The sequence below is a fragment of the Ruegeria sp. N4 genome, assembly GCF_056531425.1.
Map to the genome: position 1 here is coordinate 166,087 of NZ_JBQFLT010000007.1, position 20,114 is coordinate 186,200.

Consider the following 20,114-nt stretch of genomic DNA (forward strand, 5'->3'; position numbering starts at 1 on the left):
CAGATAGGGAACAGGGCGAATGGCGCAAAAGACGCTTTTGAAAGGGCGCGTTCTGAGTTTCGACGGATCGCCGTTTGAAGGGGAGCCAACCGACGCGACCAGGCTGGACGAAGCCGTTCTGATCGAAGACGGGCGCGTACAGGCCGTCGGCGCTCTGGACGCGCTGCGCACCTCGCATCCGGATGCCGAAACGCGGGATTATGGCAACCATCTGATCATGGCGGGCTTTGTTGATCCCCACGTTCATTACCCGCAAACCGCAATGATCGCCAGCTGGGGCAAACGGCTGATCGATTGGCTGAACACCTATACGTTCCCCGAAGAGATGAAGTTCGGCGACACGGACTATGCGACCGAGATTGCCAACCGCTATCTCGATCTGACGACTGCACATGGCACGACGACCATGTGCAGTTTTTGCACGATCCATCCCGAAAGCGTCGACGCGTTCTTCTCGGTCGCTCAACAGCGCGGCCAGCGGGTCGTCGCGGGCAAGACCTGTATGAACCGCAACGCCCCCGAAGGGCTGCAGGACACCGCGCAGACGGCCTATGACCAGTCCGAGGCCCTGCTGGAGAAATGGCACCGCGTGGATCGGTTGTCCTACGCGATCACGCCCCGGTTCTCGCCCACCTCGACGCCCGAACAGCTTGAGGCATTGGGGGCTCTTTGGGCCGAGCATCCGCATTGCCTGATGCAAACCCATCTGAGCGAGCAGACGGACGAGATCGAGTGGGTCCGGTCCCTGTTCCCCGACGCGCGGGATTATCTGGACACCTATGAGAAATTTGGCCTGCTGGGTCAGAACGGCTTGTATGGCCACGTCATCCATTTGGAAGACCGCGAGCGCGACCGGCTGCGCGAGGTGGATGCAGCGCTGGTGCATTGCCCGACTTCGAACACTTTCATCGGCTCGGGTCTTTTTGACATGAACGGGCTGATCCATGACGGCCACCGGGTCGGGCTGGCCACCGATACGGGCGGTGGGTCCAGCTTTTCGATGCTGCGCACCATGGCCGCCGCATACGAGATCGGCCAGTTGCGCGGCCGCCCCCTGCACCCGGCGCAGTTGCTGTGGCTGGGTACAGTCGGCTCGGCGCGAACACTGCGGATGGAGGATTGCATCGGCAATATTGCTCCTGGGATGGAGGCGGATCTGATTGTGATCGACCTTGCCTCGACCCCGGCGATTGCCCAGCGTGAGGCCCACGCAGATGATCTGTGGGAGGCCGTGTTCCCGACCATCATGATGGGCGACGACCGCGCCATTGCCGACGCCTGGATCGGAGGCACGCAAGCCGCTTGCTGAATGCGCCTTCGGCACATGCCTCCGGCGGAGGTATTTTTAGCCAGATGAAGGGCGGATCCCGCTATTGCGCAAGCGCGCGCGCCAGGCGGTTTTGGGTTTCGATGGCGCGTGGCAGGTCGATTGTTGTGATCTGACCGCCCCTCACGATCTGACGTCCTTCGACAAACAGGTGTTTGACCTGCATCGGTCCGGCCAGCAGCAGGGCCGCGGGATCCCAACTGCCCGCGCTTTCGATGCAGCGCGTATCCCACACGGCGATGTCGGCCCGTTTGCCCGGCATCAGCCGCCCGCAATCTGGACGTCCCAGCACATCCGCGCCGCCTCGGGTCGCGATCTCAAGCGCTTCGCGGGCGGACATGGCGTCGGCCCCGTTGGCGACACGTTGCAACAACATGGCCTGTCGCGCCTCGAGCATCAGGTTCCCGTTGTCGTTGCTGGCCGAGCCATCAGCGCCCAGGCCGACCTTCACGCCCTGATCACGCATTCTGCGCACCGGCGCGATGCCCGAGCCAAGGCGACAATTGGAGCAGGGGCAATGGGCGACACCCGTTTCGGTCTTCGAGAACAGGTTAATCTCGTTCCCGTCCAACTTGACGCAATGGGCGTGCCAGACATCGGGACCGGTCCAGCCCAGATCCTCGGCATATTGTCCGGGGCGACAGCCGAATTGCGCCTGGGAATAGGCGATATCCTCATCGTTTTCGGCGAGATGGGTGTGCAGCATGACACCCTTGTCGCGCGCCAGAAGTGCTGCATCGCGCATCAGATCGCGACTGACCGAAAAGGGTGAGCACGGGGCGAGACCGACCCGGCACATCGAGCCTTCGCTTGGATCATGAAACGCATCAACCACGCGGATCATGTCGTTCAGGATGTCACTTTCAGCTTCGACCAGACTGTCCGGCGGCAGGCCGCCATTGCTTTCGCCAATGCTCATCGCGCCGCGGGTGGGGTGAAAGCGCAGACCCAGCTCGGAGGCGGCGGCAATCGTATCCTCAAGCCGCGCGCCATTTGGGTACAAGTACAGGTGATCGGAACTGAGCGTGCAGCCGGACAGCGCCAGCTCTGCCAGCCCGATCTGGGCCGAGGTAAACATCTCATCCGGCCCGAAGCGGGCCCAGATCGGGTAGAGCGTTTGCAGCCAGCCAAACAGCAATGCGTCCTGTCCGCTCGGAACCGCACGGGTCAGGGTTTGATAGAGGTGATGATGCGTGTTCACCAGCCCCGGCGTAACCACGCAGCCCGTGGCATCATGCACCTCGCCCTTTGTTGTCAACCCATGTCCAAGCTGCGCGATTTGACCGTCGCGGATCAGAATGTCCGCACTGGTCAATTCGCGGCGGTCGTCATCCATGGTCAGGATGGTATCGGCGTTTTTGATGAGAATTTCGGTCATGTCAGCACTCCTGCATCTGCCCGTCTCATGCAAGGAGTGTGCGGCCGGTGGAAAACGGGCGTAAGAACCGGCTGCTGCTTACTGTAATTGCAGGCCCGGCAAGCGGCAACCAATTTCAGTGGTTGCGCAGGATCTGCAAGGCTGCGGCGTGGATCTCGGCGTTGGCGGCGGCCAAAGCGCGGCCGCCATTATGGGCCGGCCCGCCCTGCCAGTCGGTGACAATACCGCCAGCGGCTTCGATCACAGCAATCGGCGCCTGTATGTCATAGGAATTCAACCCGGCCTCTATCACCAGATCCGCCTGCCCTGCCGCCAACAGAGCGTAGGCGTAGCAGTCCATCCCATAGCGCGTCAGCTTGACCTGCTGAGACACCGCCTCGAACCCCGCGCGATCCTGCGTCGTGCCGACCTCGGGGAAAGTTGTGAACAGGATCGCCTCGTTCAGCGATTTTGTTTTGCGTGTCGCCAGATCAGATGTGCCCAACGGGCCCTTCAGCTGTGCTATGTCCGAGGATCCCATGAACCGTTCGCCGATATAGGGCTGATCTACCACACCCAGGAATGGCCCATCCGCTGTGCCCAGTGCGATCAGAACGCCCCAGGTCGGTGTGCCGCTGACGAACCCACGTGTGCCGTCAATCGGGTCGAGAACCCAGACGCGTCCGCTGCTGCCTTCGGTCTGGCCGTATTCTTCCCCCAGAATGCCGTCATCGGGGCGGTGACGGCTGAGAACCTCGCGCATTGCCTGTTCCGCAGCGCGGTCCGCAACGGTGACGGGGTCGAACCCGTCTTCCAGCTTGTTCGAGGTTTCAAGATCGCGTTGGCGAAAATGCGGAAGAATAGCCGCGCGCGCCGCGTCGGCCATTGCTTCGGCTACATCCATGTCGGTCAAAGGCGTTTGGTGCATGGGCCACTGGTGCGGCCAACGCCCGGCAGAGTCAAGCGATCAGGCGACGTCGCTGAGAACCCGTGCCAGTTCAAACAGACGGCGGCGCTGGTTTTCCGGGATTGCGTAGTAAGAGCGCACCAGATCCAAGGCTTCCTTGTCCCCCATCAGGTCAGCAGGCACCGATTTCTTGTCCGACGGGCTTTTTTCTGCTTCTTCGAGACCTTCAAAGAAAAAGCTGACCGGAACGTCCAATGCCTCGGCGATGTCCCACAGGCGGGATGCGCTGATTCGGTTGGCTCCGGTTTCGTATTTCTGGATTTGTTGAAACTTGATACCAACCTGCTGCGCCAATTGCTGCTGGGTCATCCCAATCAGCCAGCGGCGATGCCGAACGCGCTTGCCCACATGGACATCGACGTGATGAGTCATTGGTATTCTCCTTTACTACACAAACATCTGTACGGGATTGCGCGACGTCCGTGATCGCAACCTTAGCGAGCGGGCCTTAACCACTCCCTAACCTGGATCGTGCCACCCCCCGATTACAGCACTAGGTGCCTATATTGCTGCTTTTGGAATTTTTTTCAAGCTGGTTGAGTCATGCACCCGACATGGTGGTTTGTGGTTGTGTCCCTTTTGACCCTACACCATTGGTTGTATTCGACGGGCCGTTTATGCCCGACGTGGCGTGCATATTGACAAGCGACGCACGACGCGCGCCTATTCCCGCAAATCGAGGGGCGGTCAATCTATGCTGGCATATCGTGTTCAATCCGACGGCGCAGTCGCGCAATTATGTGAGGTCGAGGTTCCGGCCCCGTCTGCGGGTCAGGTGCGCGTTGCCATCAAGGCCTGCGGGCTGAATTTTGCCGACCTGCTGATGCAGAAAGGCACCTATCAGGACACCCCCAAGGCCCCGTTCACCCTGGGTCTGGAAATTGCCGGGGTGATCGAGTCGGTTGGCCCGGACATCGCTCATCTCCAACAGGGTGACCGGGTCGCGGTTTACTCGGGTCAGGGTGGTTTGGCCGAGTTCGGGGTATTTGACGCAGATCGTGTGATCCCCCTGCCCGACACGACCAGTTTCGAGGATGCAGCTGCGATCCAGATCGCCTATGGCACCAGCCACCTTGCGCTGGATCACCGGGCCCGGCTGCAACCGGGCGAGACCTTGCTGGTTACCGGTGCCGCAGGCGGGGTTGGTCTGACGGCGGTCGAGGTTGGCAAGCTGATGGGCGCGACCGTGATCGCTCAGGCGCGGGGGGCCGAAAAGCTGGCCGTTGCACAAGCTGCGGGTGCGGATCACCTGATCGATGCGTCCGAGGATTTGCGGGAAACCGTCAAGGCACTGGGCGGTGCGGACGTTGTTTACGACGCCATCGGCGGCGACGTATTCAAGGCGGCCTTTCGTGCCAGCAACCCCGAGGGTCGCCTGCTGCCCATTGGATTTGCCGGTGGCGAGGTTCCGCAAATCCCGGCCAATCATCTGTTGGTCAAGAACCTGACCGTGATCGGGTTTTACATCGGCGGCTATCTCAGCTTTCGCCCCAGGATCGTTCAGGACAGTTTCAAAACGCTGTTTCGCTGGCACAGCGAGGGCAAGATCAAACCGCATATCAGCCACACCCTGCCTCTGGCGGATGTGGCCGAGGGGATGCAATTACTGAAAGAGCGTAAATCCACCGGCAAGATCGTTATAACGATCTGAACGCGCCTACCCGACGACCGCCCGCAACTGGCTGCCGCCCAACATGCGGAAGTTCTGACGCACCAGCTGAGCCAATGCCTCGACAACCGGGTCACGCCCCGAATCGCCGCCGTAGAGGTTGATCATATGCGCGGGCAGGTCCGGAAGCGCACCGCCCGAGTCGATCTGTTCCAAATGCGCTGCCTCGGTCCCGTCCAGCATCGCGTGAACGGCCAGATCGGCGCTGACCGTGGCCTCGATGGTCCGGTCGTTTTCGGTTTCCACGGACAATTCCCATGGGATACCCGCCGCGTCCAGCGCCGCGATCACCTGCGGGCGGAACAGACACCGCCGCCCCAGCGCCAACGGTAGCGGATTTTTACGCCAGGCAGACCCGCCCGGCGCGCCGATCCAGCGTAGCGGCAGTTCGGCAATCGTCTCAGCCCCGTCCGCCGAAGACGGTTCGGTGGTCAGGATCACATCGCACTCACCGCGTTTGAACATATCCTTCAACTGGAGTGAGTAGGACGAGACCAATTGCACCCGCACGCGCGGGAAGTCGGCATTGAACCGTTGCAGGACACGGGGAATCGCCGGGTAGACGATGTCATGGGGCACGCCCAGCACCACTTCGCCCTCAAACGCCTGATCAGTGAGTTTCGAAATCACCTCATCATTCAACGCAATCATCCGTCGGGCATAGGCCAGCAATTGCTCGCCCGAGGCCGTCAACGCAATGGTCCGTCCGCTGCGGTCCAGCAGTTCAAGGCCCAGAAGCTCCTCCAACCGTTTCAACTGCATTGAAACTGCGGATTGGGTCAGGTGAAGGAATCCGGCTGCGCGGGTTACACCACCCTGATCTGCCACGGCCACGAAAGAGCGCAGGGTTGTAATGTCCAGATTTCGCATCTTCACGATTCCTTATGGGTTACATCATAAATATTCGTTTTCAAAATATGACATGCTTTGCCATATCAATCAAGGAAGTTGATCGATGGCGACAAATCCATCGAAAATCGCAGAAAGGACAATTGCTATGACCCAAATTGCAATCCATCACAGCTGCAAACCCGCCAAACGCTCGTTCGTTTCCTTGGTGCTTCAGGCGCTTTCGGTGAAGCGTCAGCGTCGCAAACTGGCACAACTGGACGATGCCGCGCTGAAAGACATTGGCATTACCCGCGCCGAAGCCTCGGCAGAAGCGGATCGGTTTTTCTGGGACGCGCCGCAAATCTGGAAAAGATGACCTGGATAGTCATGTTTTCCCGAGCGATTGGTGACGCAGTGTCGCCTGTCGCTCGTTTTGTTGGGTGTTTTCGTCGGTTTTCCGCCGGAAAGTCTTGAAACACAGCCATTAGTTGCCGATATTTGAGGGGAAAACCGCCCCGCCCTGTCGGGGCGTTCTAACAGGACGATAAGGGAGACCCTTTGATGGCACAATTCGACACGATCCGGACGGTATCCGGCGCGCGCGCCGCCGAGATTGATCAGGGCCTGCGCGCCCATATGAACAAAGTCTACGGCACAATGTCCGTCGGCATGCTGATCACGGCGCTGGCCGCGTGGGCAATTGCCGGTCTTGCCGTAACCAGCGATCCGACCAATGCGGTCGCCCAGATCGGCGCTGATCGCTATCTGACCAGCCTCGGTGGCACCCTGTTCCTGACGCCGCTGAAATGGGTTGTCATGTTTGCCCCGCTGGGCTTCCTGCTGTTTGGCTGGGGCGCTTTGATGCGGCGCGGTTCGGCTGCGGCTGTGCAACTGGGCTTTTTCATCTTCGCGGCCGTTATGGGCGTTTCGATGAGCTCGATCTTCATGGTCTTTACGCCCTACTCGATCACGCAGACCTTCCTGGTGACAGCAATCGCATTCGCCGGCCTCAGCCTGTACGGTTACACCACCAAGCGTAACCTCAGCGGCATGGGCACCTTCCTGATGATGGGCGTGATCGGTCTGCTGGTTGCCATGATCATCAACCTGTTCCTGCAGTCGGGCGTGATGATGCTGGCCATCTCGGCCATCGGCATCCTGATCTTTGCCGGTCTGACCGCGTTCTATACGCAGGACATCAAGAACACCTATGTGGCACACGCCGCACATGGCGATCAGGAATGGCTGGACAAAGCTGCCTTTGATGGCGCGCTGAGCCTGTATATCTCGTTCCTGAACATGTTCCAGTTCCTGCTGATGTTCATGGGGCAACAGGAATAACGACTGCAAGGCAAGACAAATACGATGGGCCGGTCAGTGACCGGCCCTTTTCTTTTGCCCTCTGTCCAACAAACAAAAACCCCCGCTGCGGAAGCGGGGGCTGTAATTCCAAATCGTCTAAGTCGTCAGCTGCAGTTCAATGGCACCGCAAACCCGCTGCTCCGCTCGGACGAGCCTTTGCGGAACACGTCCCCCGCAGGAAGGCATCCGGTAAAGCGCTCAGTTTCGCTGCCGAAGGTTGCACCGATCGAGTTATCGACGCGGGTGCTGTTGTTGGATGTGCGCAGCACTCCGAAAAGCGTGCCATTCACGTTGACCGTGCTCAGGTACAGGTTGGTATCGCTGCCCGACAATTGTACGGCGGTGTCCGGGTTCCGGCCACCATTGTCGATGGCAACACGGGCCACCTTGTTCGGATCGACCTGATCCGAGAGAACTGTAACGGTTGGCAGTTCGGCCAGTTCAGCCGGGATATTCGTTGCGGGCGGGACAAAGGCCACCGCGCCCGGAACGTCGGAAATGGTGCGGGGTTCGCCATCAATTCCAGTAAACCCAACACCTTGGCGGTTGAACGGGTCTTCACAAGCCGTAAGGGTCAGAACGGCAATTGTGGATAACAAGATTTTTTTCATGGCGGTCAACATTTTGTGGCGGTTTGCTCAACCGTAAGTGCAGCGGGTTGCAAAAAGCAAGCCGCCGCCCAAACGATTGCCCCTTGCCCTGATGCGCGGCTGCAACGGACTGTGCGATTTAGCAGCCGTTGAATGACCCCAATGCCAGCACGAAAAAAGGCCCTGCCGCAGCAGAGCCTTTCCCGAAAGTCAGTTCAGAACGGCAGATTACTTGATCTTGCCTTCCTTGTACTCGACATGCTTCCGAACGACCGGATCGTATTTACGAATGGTCATTTTCTCGGTCATGGTGCGTGCGTTCTTCTTGGTCACGTAGAAGTGGCCCGTGCCCGCGGTCGAGTTCAGACGGATCTTGATTGTCGTCGGCTTCGCCATGGTTGATCTCCTGCGTCCGAAAAGGCAGGGGCCTTTCGGTTGAATTCCTATGAGCGTGCGCTTTTACGCGCTGCACCGCCCATGTCAAGGCCAATCGGCCTCGTGTCGTTCAGGATTCGACCCCGCTCCTCAGGCGGATAAGGTCGGGGCGCCCATATAGGCGTGAATCTGGTCCCGTTCGGCGTCGGACAAGCCCAACGCCGTGGCCAGTTGCAGCAGATACGCCGCCTCACGCTCGTTATCCAGCCGAATCGCCGCCAGGGATGTGGCATAGATCTGAGTTTTGAGCGGCCCGCCCGAAGCCGCCGCCAGCCCGATGACATCGACCGGGGATTCGAGCTGTTCCAGAACAAAGGCGCGTTCTTCGTCGCTGATGTCGTCGCCCAACTCTCCGATGATGGTCTGTTTCTCCTGCTCGTCCAGCTCTCCGTCGGATTTCGCGGCCTGGATCATGGCGCGCAGCATCAGTTTGGCTTGCTCTTCCATCGCGGCCCCGGCGGGCGTGCCGCTGAACACCGTCTCCATCATGTCGGCCGTTTGCTGGCTGCCGGTCTTGGCAGCACCCTGCATGGCGTTCAGAAGGCCACCCAGACCAGCAGCACCGGCGGCCCCACCGCCCAGCCCCATCTTGCCGATCATGTCCTGCAAACCCGACGCACCGCCCGGCATTCCGAACTGCTCGGCCATTTTGCCAAGCTGGTCCATGCCCAAGCCACCGCCGGACCCTTGCATCATTTTCTGCAGCCCGGCCATGCCGCCCATTTCCTTGTATTTTTCCATTCCCTTGGCCGCCGCAAAACCTACGGCAACCGATGCCAATGCCTTCATGAAACTCATAACAATCCTCCCGGGTTCACTAATCCCTGTTTACAAGCGTAGCAGCGGAACAGGGATGAGAACACCATTTGCGAGGTTCTGGGCGGATCGCCACTTATGGGTTGGCCGGATTTTGGATACGCGCGGAGGGCCTGTAAGCCGGATCTTGTTCCGGGGTTGCCCCCTTCGATGACCATTCCTCTAGGCCGTGCATTGCTGCGCGGCTCAAGCTGCCAACCCGGTCCCTCTCGGCCAAGACGCGCTTAGCGGCGGTATCGACTGACGCCGACCGGCCCGCGCGGGGACCCTATTTGGCATTGCTCCCGGTGGGGCTTGCCGTGCCGCCCCTGTTGCCAGGGGCGCGGTGGGCTCTTACCCCACCGTTTCACCCTTACCTTCGACCGAAGTCGCAGGCGGTCTGATTTCTGTGGCGCTTTCCGTCGGGTTGCCCCGCCCGGGCGTTACCCGGCACCGTTGTCTTGTGGAGTCCGGACTTTCCTCTCGGGTCTTGCGACCCCAGCGGCCATCCGGCCCTCCGCGCGTGGGTTGGGTATGCGGAGTGATTGGCGGCGTCAAGGGTGGATGGGATGCTGAAGGGGCCAGCCCCTTCTTGGCCTGCGGCCAATTCATCCCCGAGATATTTTTGGCCAGATGAAGGGCGGATCAGGTCTGTTGGCCAGACCGGATGAGCGGGGTGAAGTCAGCGGGCCTTAGAGGGCCTTTGGCCCAAGGTCGGTATCGCAGGCGGACCGCGGCGAGGAGGGTCTCGTCGTCCACATTTGCCGTAAAACCTGCGTCTTGGGCCAGGGTGCGGAATGCCTGTGGGGTTGGTAAGGCTGCGCCCTTACCGCGCTTACCGGCCAGACATTGTTTTTCGAGGCGCTGCCAATCGAATCGGGGGCCGGGGTCGATCTTCCGGCCCGGAGCCATATCGGAATGGCCGATGACATTCTCAGGTCGAAGGGACCAACGTGCCATGATGCCCTCTATCAGCCTTTCCAACGTGGTTATCTGGGGGTCGGAAAACGGGTGCGCGCCCGTGTTGTCCAGCTCGACCCCGATGGAGCGCGAGTTGATGTCGTCCTGACCGCGCCATTCACCCGCTCCGGCGTGCCAGGCGCGATCCTGTTCGCGCACCATCTGCCAGAGGGTTCCGTCATTGCCGATAAGGTAATGCGCCGAGACCTCGGCCTGTGGATCGCAGAGCCGGTCCAGCGCAGCCCTTGCGCTGTCCATTGCGGTATAGTGCAGGACGATAATGGCTGGCGTCAGCCCATCCCGGCGCGGGCCGAAATTGGGTGAAGGATGCCAGATGGCAGATGGGTGATCAGTTGCTGACGGCACTGCGGAACGGGCTGGGATCCCAGCCGCAGGCATAGCCATCGCCATCGGGGTCCAGCCCCTTGCGGTCGCGCTGCGGGCCGCCATTGGACAGGAACTCGATCTGAGCCTGATCTGCCGACGGGAAACGCGCACAGTTGCGTTGGGCCTTGGCCTGCAGGTTGAACCCCGCGCGGCTGTAAAGCTGGGTGCCGACAGGGTTCGACGTGCTGAGCGCATATTGCACGATGTTGGGCTGACCGTCCGCGCCACGCTCGGGCACGGCGGTCGGGGCGACCAGTTCGTAGGTCTGGCGGTTCTGCTCAATCCGAGCGGCGTCGGATTCGATGCTGCGACGCTCGGACACCGCGGCAAAGTCCTGTTCATCGGAGATCGCGGGGTTGCCGGGCGCAGGTACCGTTGCTTGCCCCGAAGTGCTGGCCAGCGCCGCCGCAGCCTGGTTCGCGATATCTGCGTTTTCGCCCGTCGCCACGGCGGTGCCGGGCGCGCCCAATGGCTGCTGCGATACGTCGACCGGGGCCAGCAACGGGTTGCCTGCAATGCCCTGTCCGGCCAGTTGCGCCTCACGCTGGGCCTGGTATTCCGGCGTGTTGAACCCTGTGCCCTGAACCGGTGCAACCGTGTTACAGGCCGCCACCAGGGCAACAAAAGGGATCACTGGCAAAAGACGCATATAACCGCTCCGATACTGGTGAACTGGCAGCCCGAGGCTTACCACCATTTCGCTGGTTTTGCCACAAACCCGGCGGCGTTTTCCAGCGCGTAGGCGGTGTTGAGCAGATCGCCTTCGTCCCACGGGCGTCCGATCAGTTGCAGACCCAGCGGCAGCCCTTGTTTATCAAGCCCAGCGGGCACCGAGATACCCGGCAAACCGGCAAGGTTCACGGTCACTGTAAAGACGTCGTTCAAGTACATTTGAACAGGATCGGCCTCGGTCATCTCGCCCAGACCAAAGGATGCCGAGGGCGTGGCCGGGGTCAGGATCGCGTCGACGCCTGCGGCGAAGACATCCTCGAAGTCTTTCTTGATCAGGGTGCGGACGCGGCGGGCACGGTTGTAATAGGCGTCGTAGAAGCCAGCCGACAGCACATAGGTGCCAATCATGACACGGCGCTGTACCTCGTGACCAAAGCCCTCGGCGCGGGTTTTCTCGTACATCTCGGTGATGCCGTCACCCTGCGCCAGCGTCGCGCGGCGGCCATAGCGGACACCGTCATAGCGCGCGAGGTTCGAGGACGCTTCGGCAGGCGCAATCACGTAATAGGCTGGCAGCGCGTATTTGGTATGCGGCAGCGAGATATCGACGATCTCGGCACCAGCGTCTTTCAGCATCGCCGCACCGTCGGCCCAGAGCTTTTCGATCTCGGCGGGCATACCGTCCATGCGGTATTCCTTGGGGATACCGATCTTTTTGCCCTTGATGTCGCCTGTCAGCATCGCCTCGAAATTAGGGACGGCGAGTTCGGTGCTGGTCGAATCCTTGGGGTCGTGACCGCACATCGCTTCGAGCATGATGGCCGCATCGCGGACGTTCTTGGTCATCGGCCCGGCCTGATCCAGCGAAGAGGCAAAGGCCACGATGCCCCAGCGCGAGCAGCGGCCATAGGTCGGCTTGATGCCGGTGATACCAGTGAAGGCGGCGGGCTGGCGGATCGAGCCGCCGGTATCGGTGCCGGTTGCGGCCAGACACAGGTCGGCGGACACAGCCGAGGCCGAGCCACCGGACGACCCGCCCGGTGTCAGTTGCGCGTCGTCATTGCCGCGCCGCCACGGGCTGACCGCGTTGCCGTAAACGGATGTTTCGTTGGACGACCCCATCGCGAACTCGTCCATGTTCAGCTTGCCCAGCATCACGGCACCCGCATCGGCCAGTTGCTGCGACACGGTGGATTCGTATTCCGGCTTGAAGCCTTCCAGAATCTTCGAGGCCGCCTGCGAGGGCACGCCCTTGGTGCAGAACAGATCCTTGATGCCGATCGGCAGACCGCACATCGACGGCGCGTCGCCGCCCTTGATCCGCTCATCAGCCGCCTTGGCACGGTCCAGCGCGATTTCGGGGGTCTTGTGGACAAAAGCGTTCAGCGCGTCGGCCTCGTCGATGGCCTTGAGGCAGGATTCGGTCAGTTCAACCGAGGTCACGTCACCTTTGCGCAGCGCGTCGCGGGCCTCGGCCAGGCCCAGTTTGTTCAGATCGCTCATGTCTTACTCCACCACTTTGGGGACCGCGAAGAACCCTTCGCGCGCGTCGGGGGCGTTGGCCAGAACCTTGTCCTGCTGGCTTCCGTCGGTGACCACATCCTCACGACGCTTCAGGCGCATCGGCTCGACTGAAACCATCGGCTCGACACCTTCGACATCCACTTCGTTCAGTTGTTCGATGAACCCCAGGATAGTGTTGAACTCGGATGCCAGCGCCGGCAGGGCGTCATCCTCGACCTTGATCCGGGCCAGTTTGGCCACCTTGGCGGCGGTGCTTTGGTCAATCGACATCGGAAAACCTCATATACGCTCAGGGGGCATTTACCCGTCTGTTGCAGCAGTCGCAAGACCGGCAGGCCCCTGCACAGCATATGATTCACACCCCCGCAAATCGCTTGCCATTCAATCTTGCATACCCGTTATGCAAAAAAGTAAACCGTTTAGTTCATTTTATGACTTGAAAAACTGAACTGTACTGTTCATTTTACATCTCACAAGACAACACAAACCGGAGACTGAAAATGAAAAGCCTCATCGCAGCCGTCACTTTGTCCGCCACTCTTCTGGCCGCGCCGGCCATGGCTTTGGGCATCGACTCCACCAACCTGACCCGCAACCTGAGCTTCCCCTCCCCTGTCTCGGAACCGGTCACGCAGGATCAGGTCAAGCCGGGCAAGTAACCAGCCCGCCTCGGCCGGGTCAGAGGCCCCCCCGTCTGACCCGGCCCTGATGCATTTGGGTGCTGCACCTTCTGCGGCATCACGCTACGGTGGCTTTGAAAATCAATCGGATGATCAACGCAAAACGCGCATCCGCAAAGCCAACGGAGCAAGACATGAGCGCGCGCAAGCAAGCGGTTCTGGACGCAATTGATGCGGCCAATGCAAAAGATCCCAATCTCGACGATGGCCAACCCGAAGCGCTGCTGTATGGCACGCGCATGAGCGCCGAGTTGGAGCGGCTGTTCCCCGATGCCTCGGACGCGCTGCAAATCGCGGCGCGCGGTCAACATGTCGAACGTTGGAAGCTGGCGCGCACGGAATACCCCGAAGGACGGGCCGGGTATCTGGCCTGGCGCAAAGCGCAGGGCGAACATCATGCAGATGTGGTGATGTCCCTGATGACCGAGGGTGGGTATAGCGAAGAAGAGGCCGAAGCCGCCGGACGGATGCTGCGCAAGCAGGGTATAAAACGTGACTCCGAGGTTCAGGCGCTGGAGGACGTGATCTGCTTTGTGTTCCTCAAGTGGTATTTCCAACCCTTCGCCGGCAAGCATTCAGCTGAGAAAATCCAGAGCATTGTCGAGAAAACGGCCCGCAAGATGTCCGCAGACGCGCGCGCGCGGGTGTTGGCAGAGTTCGACCTGCCCGAGTATCTGGCCGCCGCATTCCGGGCCTGACGCAAACCTGTTCGTGTTTTTGATGCGGTTAATCGGGCATTAACCATTTAACGCTCACTCTGAGACCCGTAGAATCTCCGGAGTCTCAGCCGTGTTCAAAAAACTGTATCTCGCCGCCGGGTTGCTGTGCCTGTTGCTGGGCTGTCAGGAACTGCCGTCAAGCAAGCCGGATGCAAAGGTTATTGCGGTTGGCGATTCGCTGATGGCGTGGAATTCGCCCTCCGGGTCGTCGATTCCGGATGTGATCGAAGAAAACATCGGCGCTCCGGTGGTGGATCGCACGGTATCTGCGGCGTGGTTGCAAACGCAGTTTGACGACAAGGGCGCGCCCCAAAGTGGGGTGCAGGCCCAGTTTGTCAAAGGCGACTGGTCCTGGGCGGTGGTCAATGGCGGCGGCAATGATCTGATGCTGGGCTGCGGGTGTTCGCGTTGCGATGCGGTGCTGGACAACATGATCTCGGAAGTCGGTCAAAGCGGTCAGATACCCCGCTTTGTGCGCCAGATTCGCGAAACCGGTACGCGGGTTATCTATGTGGGTTACCTGCGCAGCCCCGACCTGTTCACACCCATCGAACACTGCAAGGCCGAAGGCGATGAATTCGAGGCGCGGATCGCAAGGCTCGCGCAATTGGATGAGGGGATCACCTTTGTCTCAAGCCAGGATGTTGCGCGGCCCGGCGATGCCTCGTATTTCTCATTCGATCTGATCCATCCGTCGCGCAAATCCAGCCGGATCATCGGCGAGCGGATCGCCAGCGTGATCAAGGATCAGGGGTTGTAGCGGCGCGCGTCCGGATGATCACCCGGCGGTAGGCCTCGATCATCCAGCCCAGCATGGTGGCGTTCAGGATGTGCCACAGGAAATGCGTGCCGGTAGGAAACTGCTGACAGATCGGCGCGTCCAGTGCGCGGAAGGTAATCGACAACATCAAAAGAGCTGCACCAATCGCCATGTTCTTTGCGAACGCTGGCTCTCGATGCCGCAACAGGAATGCATAAATCAAGATCAGCAAAGGCACCGGGGCATAGGCGGCAGAGCCACCCAATCCCGGCACAAGCTGAAACACGGGCGTCGTCACCGCGGCATAGGGGATGAACAAGATCGTCGCGCTCAGCGCATAGCCCGTGGAGATGCCCAAGACATTTTTGTTCGCCGCGAAAATATAGATCAGGATAAACAGCAGGATCGGCGTCACGTCGGCAATCGCGGCCCAGACCTGCGCGTGGGTGTGAAACAGATAGCTGCCAACGCCAATCGCCGCCAACACCGTGACCAACGCCATCGCAAGCGGCATATCCTGCCCCCGCACCCGCCGCCACATGATGAAGGCCGAGATCAGAAAGGCCGCGTTGGTGACCGCATTGATGGGCTCGGCCCAATAGGCGGCGGACAATCGCTCACAATAGCCGTCGATTTGCTGCATCCAGTCCATGGAATTTTACATAGCGAATGCTAGGCTGGAGCCAATAGGCATCGCAGGAGGAATTTCGGCATGAACATCATTTGGTTGGGCCATGGCAGTTTTCGCATCGAAACCGAGGGGCAGGTGCTGTTGGTCGATCCATGGCTGACAGGCAACCCCGTTCTGCCTGAAGACCAGCACGATGCAGCCGTGGACGGCGCGACGCATATCCTGCTGACCCACACCCATTTCGATCATGTGGTGGATGTTCTGCCTTTGGCAAAACACCTGAACATACCGGTCGTCGGGCAGTACGACCTGATGGGCTATTGGGCCGAGGCCGAGGGGATCGAGACCATCGGTTTCAACAAAGGCGGCACGGTCAATCTGAACGGGGTCAAGGTGACGATGGTGCCTGCCTCGCACAGCTCGACCTTTTCAACGCCCGACGGCTTGCGAACCGGGGGCAGCGAGGTCGGCTTCATGATCGCAGCCGAAGGGCGGATGCTGTATGTCTCGGGCGATACCGACATCATGGCGGATATGGAGTGGATGGGGGATTACTACAAACCCGATATCGGCATCCTGTCTGCGGGCGGGCATTTCACAATGGACATGAAAGCGACCGCCTATGCGGCCAAGCGCTACTTCAATTTCAAGACGGTGATTCCCTGCCATTACAAGACCTTCCCCATCCTCGAACAATCGGCGCAGACGCTGATCGACGGATTGCCCGGAGTGGACGTGATCGAACCCGAAGTGATGCAGCCGATCAAACTGTAAGCCGGGCTTCAGCCCGGCACATCCTTGCGGCGTGCCTCGAAGAAATCCTTCAAAAGTGCCGCCGCCTCGTCAGCAGCGATACCATCATAAACCTCGGGCGCATGATGCGCCTGAGGGTGCGAAAACACCCGCGCACCATGGGAAACACCGCCTGATTTCGGGTCGGATGCGCCATAATACACCCGACGGATACGCGCAGCGGCCAACGCGGCGGCGCACATCGCGCAAGGTTCCAGCGTCACATAAAGATCGTGATCCGGCAGACGTTCGGAGCCGGCCTCGGCACAGGCGGCGCGCAAGGCCAGGATCTCGGCATGAGCGGTCGGATCGTTCAACTCGCGCGTTCGGTTGCCAGCCGCAGCAACGACCCGGCCATCGGACGAGACGATAACGGCCCCCACCGGAACCTCACCCCGATTAGCCGCCGCGCGGGCCTCGGCCAGCGCCTTGTCCATATGCGATTTGAACACCATGCCCCTGACTGCATCAGAAACCTGCCTTTCGCAAGCGGGCGGGATGGGTTAAGGCCGGGGGCATGAGCAATACCCCTCCTCCCGGCGACCGGATCGCCAAAGTGCTGGCCCGTGCAGGCGTCGCCTCGCGGCGCGAGGCTGAACGCATGATCGAAGCAGGCCGCGTCAGCGTGAACGGCAAGGCGATCGACAGCCCCGCGCTGAACGTGACCGCCAAAGACAGGATCGCCGTGGACGGCAAACCGGTCTCGGAACCCGAACCCTCGCGCCTGTGGCTCTATCACAAGCCGACCGGGCTGGTGACCACGACCAAGGACGAAAAGGGCCGCGCGACGATTTTCGACGAATTGCCCGAGGATATGCCGCGCGTGATGTCCGTTGGACGGCTGGACCTGAATTCCGAAGGCTTGCTGCTGCTGACCAATGACGGCGGCATCAAGCGCAAGCTGGAACTGCCCTCGACCGGCTGGCTGCGCAAATACCGCGTGCGGGTCAACGGGCGGCCCAAGGAAGAGGATTTCGCCCCGCTGCGCAAAGGGCTTGTGATTGATGGTGAGCGGTTCCAGCCGATGACCGTATCGCTGGATCGCCAGCAAGGTGCGAATGCGTGGCTGACCATCGGACTGCGCGAAGGCAAAAACCGCGAGATCAGGCGCGCGATGGAAGATATCGGCTTCACCGTGAACCGGTTGCTGCGTGTCTCTTACGGCCCGTTCCAGCTGGGCGATTTGAAACCCGGTCAGGTGGAAGAGGTGCGCCGCCGCGTGATGCGCGATCAGTTAGGCCTGGATGGTGATGCAAAACCCGAAGGCACGGCCAAACGCGCCACCCGCCCGCAAAGAAAACGACCGCCGATCGGCAGGAAACCCCGCAAGTGACGCGGGTTTGGCAACCTTCCCCCTAGCGCCAAGCCTGCGCATCCCTTAAATTTTCTGGGAATGCTGCTATTTTGGGGGGCGCAATGTCCGGAAGCGGAGTGCAAAAACTGGCCTATGTGGTCCTGCTGGTCCTGATGTTGGGCGTGTGCACCGGCTTGCTGGGGGGACTTTGAGCATGGCCAAGCGGTTTGGCGGCAAATACAGCCCTCAGGGTGAGTCTCCTTCCGACGCGCCGCTGCCGCGCGGCCAGTTTGATGGCGCACGGGTCGAACCTGCGGGCGCGCGGGCGAATATCCTGTTTTTACCTGCGATCCCATTGGTTTTCCTGTCTCTGAACGATGGCGCGATTGGCATGACCATCGGCCTGGTCGCGGCGAGCCTGCTGACCGCTGCCGCGTTTCTGCTGCGCGAAGGGTTGCGGGCCGAGGCCGCGTATCATTCACGCAAAACCGCCCGCCGCCCGGCCTTTCCACGCAAGATTTTTGCCAGTGTTCTGACCGGACTTGGCACCGCATTGGCCGCGTACCGGACCGAGTATCTGGATGCCGAAACCGCCGGACAGGTCAGCCTGCTGGCCCCCGTCTTGTTCGGAGTTGCCGCAACCGTTTTGCATTCCGTGTCATTCGGGCTGGACCCGATGAAGGACAAAGGCATGGAAGGCGTCGATACATTCCAGCAGGATCGGGTGGCCCGTGTGGTCGATGATGCCGAAAAACACCTGTCCGAGATGACGGATGCGATCAAACGCGCCGGTGATCGCCGGGTCGAGGCGCGGGTTGAACGGTTTCAGGATACCGCCCGCGATCTGTTCCGCACGGTCGAAGAGGACCCCCGCGATCTGGCCGGGGCGCGCAAATATCTGACCGTATACCTGCAGGGCGCGCGCGATGCGACGGTCAAGTTCGCAGACGTTTACGCCCGCACCCGCGACGGGCAGGCGCTGGCCGATTATTCCGCCTTGCTGGACGATCTTGAACAGAATTTCGCCGCGCGCACGCGCAAGATGCTATTGGATGACCGCAGTGATCTGACGGTCGAAATTGACGTGTTGCGCGACAGGCTGCAACGCGAAGGCGTCCGGTTGGACTGACCGGCTAAAAATTGAGCGAGGAACATCCCCATGTCCGATGAGATCAAGAACAAGGCGGTCGAGGCCGAAACTCTGGTGCAGGAAGTCACCGCCGTGGCGCTGCCCGAACCGATGGCCGAGGTTGTCTCGCTTGAGGAAGCCGACGAACCGGTCAGCGCCGAGATTCGCAAGCGCATGGATGAGATCGATATGGCCAACACCAACTCGATCGTGTCCTTTGGGTCGTCTGCGCAAGCCGAGTTGCAGGAAATCAGCCAGGCCATGCTGGCCGATGTGCGCAACAAGGATGTAGGCCCCGCGGGCGATAGCCTGCGCAACATCGTGACCACGATCCGGGGCTTCTCGGTCAGTGAACTGGACGTACGGCGCGAGCGTAGCTGGTGGGAAAAACTGCTGGGCAAGGCCGCGCCTTTTGCCAAGTTCACCGCCCAATACGAAGAGGTTCAGGGCCAGATCGACCGCATCACAGACGATCTGCTGAGCCATGAGCATACGCTGCTGAAAGACATCAAATCGCTCGACCTGCTCTATGAAAAAACGCTGGGGTTCTATGATGAACTGGCGCTTTATATCGCGGCGGGTGAGGAAAAGCTGACCGAGTTGGACAGCCACGATATTCCGGAAAAAGAGACCGAAGTTCAGGCCGCGCCCGAAGATCAACAGGTTATGAAAGCGCAGGAATTGCGCGACATGCGCGCGGCGCGCGACGATCTGGAACGCCGGGTGCATGATCTGAAACTGACCCGTCAAGTGACGATGCAGTCGCTGCCCTCGATCCGGTTGGTGCAGGAGAATGACAAGTCGCTGGTGACCAAGATCAACTCGACCCTCGTCAACACGGTGCCGCTGTGGGAAACCCAACTGGCGCAGGCCGTCACCATCCAGCGCAGCGCCGAGGCGGCAGCCGCCGTGCGCGACGCCAACGACCTGACCAACGAATTGCTGACCTCGAACGCGGCCAATCTGCGCGACTCCAACAAGATGATCCGTGAGGAAATGGAACGCGGCGTCTTCGACATCGAGGCTGTCAAACAGGCCAACGCCGACCTGATCGGCACGATCAACGAAAGCCTCGCCATTGCCGACGAAGGCAAGGCCAAGCGCGCCGCCGCCGAGCAGGAGTTGCAGAAGATGGAAACCGAACTGCGCGATACGCTTGCCGCCGCCAAGGCGCGGCGCGACGGGACCGGCGACAATGCAGGAACGGCTGTTCCGGGATAAGGTGGACTGGGC

General features: G+C 60.6%; 24 protein-coding genes and 1 other RNA gene. 11 read left to right on the top strand and 14 right to left on the bottom strand.

The window, feature by feature from the left end; genetic code table 11:
* Positions 1–19: 19 nt before the first annotated feature.
* A complete protein-coding gene (gene guaD / locus ACR0LW_RS12955; RefSeq protein ID WP_480882879.1) occupies positions 20–1,309 on the top strand; it encodes a guanine deaminase in 1,290 nt (429 codons plus the stop codon).
* A 61-nt stretch (positions 1,310–1,370) separates the two neighbouring features.
* Here the strand turns inward: guaD and ACR0LW_RS12960 are convergent, their stop codons facing one another.
* The 3 genes from ACR0LW_RS12960 to ACR0LW_RS12970 all read right to left on the bottom strand — a co-directional run bounded on the left by ACR0LW_RS12960 (position 1,371) and on the right by ACR0LW_RS12970 (position 4,023).
* Positions 1,371–2,705, bottom strand: coding sequence for an 8-oxoguanine deaminase (locus ACR0LW_RS12960; protein ID WP_480882880.1), 1,335 nt, complete (start codon positions 2,703–2,705; stop codon positions 1,371–1,373).
* 115 nt (positions 2,706–2,820) lie between these two features.
* Positions 2,821–3,612, bottom strand: coding sequence for a histidinol-phosphatase (hisN, locus tag ACR0LW_RS12965; RefSeq protein WP_480882881.1), 792 nt, complete (start codon positions 3,610–3,612; stop codon positions 2,821–2,823).
* 39 nt (positions 3,613–3,651) lie between these two features.
* Complete coding sequence (locus ACR0LW_RS12970) at positions 3,652–4,023, bottom strand: helix-turn-helix domain-containing protein (RefSeq protein WP_170454946.1); 372 nt, start codon at positions 4,021–4,023, stop codon at positions 3,652–3,654.
* Positions 4,024–4,345: 322 nt separating this feature from the next.
* Here ACR0LW_RS12970 and ACR0LW_RS12975 point away from each other — a divergent pair, with 322 nt between their 5' ends.
* Positions 4,346–5,302 carry an NADPH:quinone oxidoreductase family protein gene (locus ACR0LW_RS12975; RefSeq protein ID WP_480882882.1) on the top strand — a complete coding sequence of 319 codons (957 nt, stop codon included), beginning with the start codon at positions 4,346–4,348 and terminating at the stop codon, positions 5,300–5,302.
* 6 nt (positions 5,303–5,308) lie between these two features.
* Here ACR0LW_RS12975 and ACR0LW_RS12980 read toward each other — a convergent pair whose 3' ends face one another.
* Positions 5,309–6,190, bottom strand: coding sequence for a LysR family transcriptional regulator (locus ACR0LW_RS12980; RefSeq protein ID WP_170454950.1), 882 nt, complete (start codon positions 6,188–6,190; stop codon positions 5,309–5,311).
* Positions 6,191–6,317: 127 nt separating this feature from the next.
* Between ACR0LW_RS12980 and ACR0LW_RS12985 the strand changes: the two genes are divergently transcribed.
* Entirely contained in the window at positions 6,318–6,527 is a 210-nt protein-coding gene (locus ACR0LW_RS12985) for a YjiS-like domain-containing protein (protein ID WP_170454952.1), read from the top strand.
* Between the two features lie 185 nt (positions 6,528–6,712).
* Entirely contained in the window at positions 6,713–7,492 is a 780-nt protein-coding gene (locus ACR0LW_RS12990; protein WP_170454955.1) for a Bax inhibitor-1/YccA family protein, read from the top strand.
* A gap of 125 nt (positions 7,493–7,617) precedes the next feature.
* Here the strand turns inward: ACR0LW_RS12990 and ACR0LW_RS12995 are convergent, their stop codons facing one another.
* The 8 genes from ACR0LW_RS12995 to gatC form a co-directional block, all read right to left on the bottom strand.
* Entirely contained in the window at positions 7,618–8,124 is a 507-nt protein-coding gene (locus tag ACR0LW_RS12995; protein ID WP_170519917.1) for a hypothetical protein, read from the bottom strand.
* 207 nt (positions 8,125–8,331) lie between these two features.
* Positions 8,332–8,499, bottom strand: coding sequence for a 50S ribosomal protein L33 (gene rpmG, locus ACR0LW_RS13000; RefSeq protein WP_037309480.1), 168 nt, complete (start codon positions 8,497–8,499; stop codon positions 8,332–8,334).
* Between the two features lie 129 nt (positions 8,500–8,628).
* Positions 8,629–9,336, bottom strand: a complete 708-nt coding sequence (locus ACR0LW_RS13005; RefSeq protein ID WP_480585085.1) for a DUF533 domain-containing protein — start codon at positions 9,334–9,336, stop codon at positions 8,629–8,631.
* Positions 9,337–9,454: 118 nt separating this feature from the next.
* An RNA gene (gene rnpB, locus ACR0LW_RS13010) (RNase P RNA component class A) lies at positions 9,455–9,854 on the bottom strand.
* A 124-nt stretch (positions 9,855–9,978) separates the two neighbouring features.
* Positions 9,979–10,692 carry an N-acetylmuramoyl-L-alanine amidase gene (locus ACR0LW_RS13015; RefSeq protein ID WP_480882883.1) on the bottom strand — a complete coding sequence of 238 codons (714 nt, stop codon included), beginning with the start codon at positions 10,690–10,692 and terminating at the stop codon, positions 9,979–9,981.
* Positions 10,643–11,329: a hypothetical protein gene (locus tag ACR0LW_RS13020; RefSeq protein ID WP_170454963.1), complete on the bottom strand. Its 687-nt coding sequence runs from the start codon at positions 11,327–11,329 to the stop codon at positions 10,643–10,645. The genes ACR0LW_RS13015 and ACR0LW_RS13020 overlap by 50 nt, the downstream gene beginning before the upstream one ends.
* Positions 11,330–11,367: 38 nt before the next feature.
* The gene (gene gatA / locus ACR0LW_RS13025; RefSeq protein WP_480882884.1) at positions 11,368–12,855 is read right to left on the bottom strand and encodes an Asp-tRNA(Asn)/Glu-tRNA(Gln) amidotransferase subunit GatA; all 1,488 of its coding nucleotides are present in this window, start codon (positions 12,853–12,855) and stop codon (positions 11,368–11,370) included.
* Positions 12,856–12,858: 3 nt separating this feature from the next.
* Entirely contained in the window at positions 12,859–13,146 is a 288-nt protein-coding gene (gatC, locus tag ACR0LW_RS13030; protein WP_037308265.1) for an Asp-tRNA(Asn)/Glu-tRNA(Gln) amidotransferase subunit GatC, read from the bottom strand.
* Between the two features lie 230 nt (positions 13,147–13,376).
* Between gatC and ACR0LW_RS13035 the strand changes: the two genes are divergently transcribed.
* The 3 genes from ACR0LW_RS13035 to ACR0LW_RS13045 all read left to right on the top strand — a co-directional run bounded on the left by ACR0LW_RS13035 (position 13,377) and on the right by ACR0LW_RS13045 (position 15,035).
* The gene (locus tag ACR0LW_RS13035; RefSeq protein WP_170454969.1) at positions 13,377–13,535 is read left to right on the top strand and encodes a hypothetical protein; all 159 of its coding nucleotides are present in this window, start codon (positions 13,377–13,379) and stop codon (positions 13,533–13,535) included.
* Between the two features lie 155 nt (positions 13,536–13,690).
* Positions 13,691–14,254, top strand: a complete 564-nt coding sequence (locus tag ACR0LW_RS13040) for a DUF4202 domain-containing protein (RefSeq protein WP_480882885.1) — start codon at positions 13,691–13,693, stop codon at positions 14,252–14,254.
* A gap of 91 nt (positions 14,255–14,345) precedes the next feature.
* Entirely contained in the window at positions 14,346–15,035 is a 690-nt protein-coding gene (locus tag ACR0LW_RS13045) for an SGNH/GDSL hydrolase family protein (protein WP_480882886.1), read from the top strand.
* On the opposite strand, the gene ACR0LW_RS13050 is transcribed toward ACR0LW_RS13045, so the two are convergent.
* Positions 15,016–15,687: a ceramidase domain-containing protein gene (locus tag ACR0LW_RS13050; protein WP_480882887.1), complete on the bottom strand. Its 672-nt coding sequence runs from the start codon at positions 15,685–15,687 to the stop codon at positions 15,016–15,018. The genes ACR0LW_RS13045 and ACR0LW_RS13050 overlap by 20 nt on opposite strands.
* A gap of 60 nt (positions 15,688–15,747) precedes the next feature.
* On the opposite strand from ACR0LW_RS13050, the gene ACR0LW_RS13055 reads away from it, so the two are divergent.
* Complete coding sequence (locus tag ACR0LW_RS13055; RefSeq protein ID WP_480882888.1) at positions 15,748–16,440, top strand: metal-dependent hydrolase; 693 nt, start codon at positions 15,748–15,750, stop codon at positions 16,438–16,440.
* 8 nt (positions 16,441–16,448) lie between these two features.
* On the opposite strand, the gene ACR0LW_RS13060 is transcribed toward ACR0LW_RS13055, so the two are convergent.
* Positions 16,449–16,913, bottom strand: coding sequence for a nucleoside deaminase (locus tag ACR0LW_RS13060; protein WP_480781620.1), 465 nt, complete (start codon positions 16,911–16,913; stop codon positions 16,449–16,451).
* 62 nt (positions 16,914–16,975) lie between these two features.
* Here ACR0LW_RS13060 and ACR0LW_RS13065 point away from each other — a divergent pair, with 62 nt between their 5' ends.
* From ACR0LW_RS13065 to ACR0LW_RS13075, 3 genes are all read left to right on the top strand, one after another.
* Complete coding sequence (locus ACR0LW_RS13065) at positions 16,976–17,791, top strand: pseudouridine synthase (RefSeq protein WP_480882889.1); 816 nt, start codon at positions 16,976–16,978, stop codon at positions 17,789–17,791.
* A 175-nt stretch (positions 17,792–17,966) separates the two neighbouring features.
* A complete protein-coding gene (locus tag ACR0LW_RS13070; RefSeq protein ID WP_480882890.1) occupies positions 17,967–18,881 on the top strand; it encodes a 5-bromo-4-chloroindolyl phosphate hydrolysis family protein in 915 nt (304 codons plus the stop codon).
* A 30-nt stretch (positions 18,882–18,911) separates the two neighbouring features.
* Complete coding sequence (locus ACR0LW_RS13075) at positions 18,912–20,102, top strand: toxic anion resistance protein (protein WP_480882891.1); 1,191 nt, start codon at positions 18,912–18,914, stop codon at positions 20,100–20,102.
* Positions 20,103–20,114: the final 12 nt, after the last annotated feature.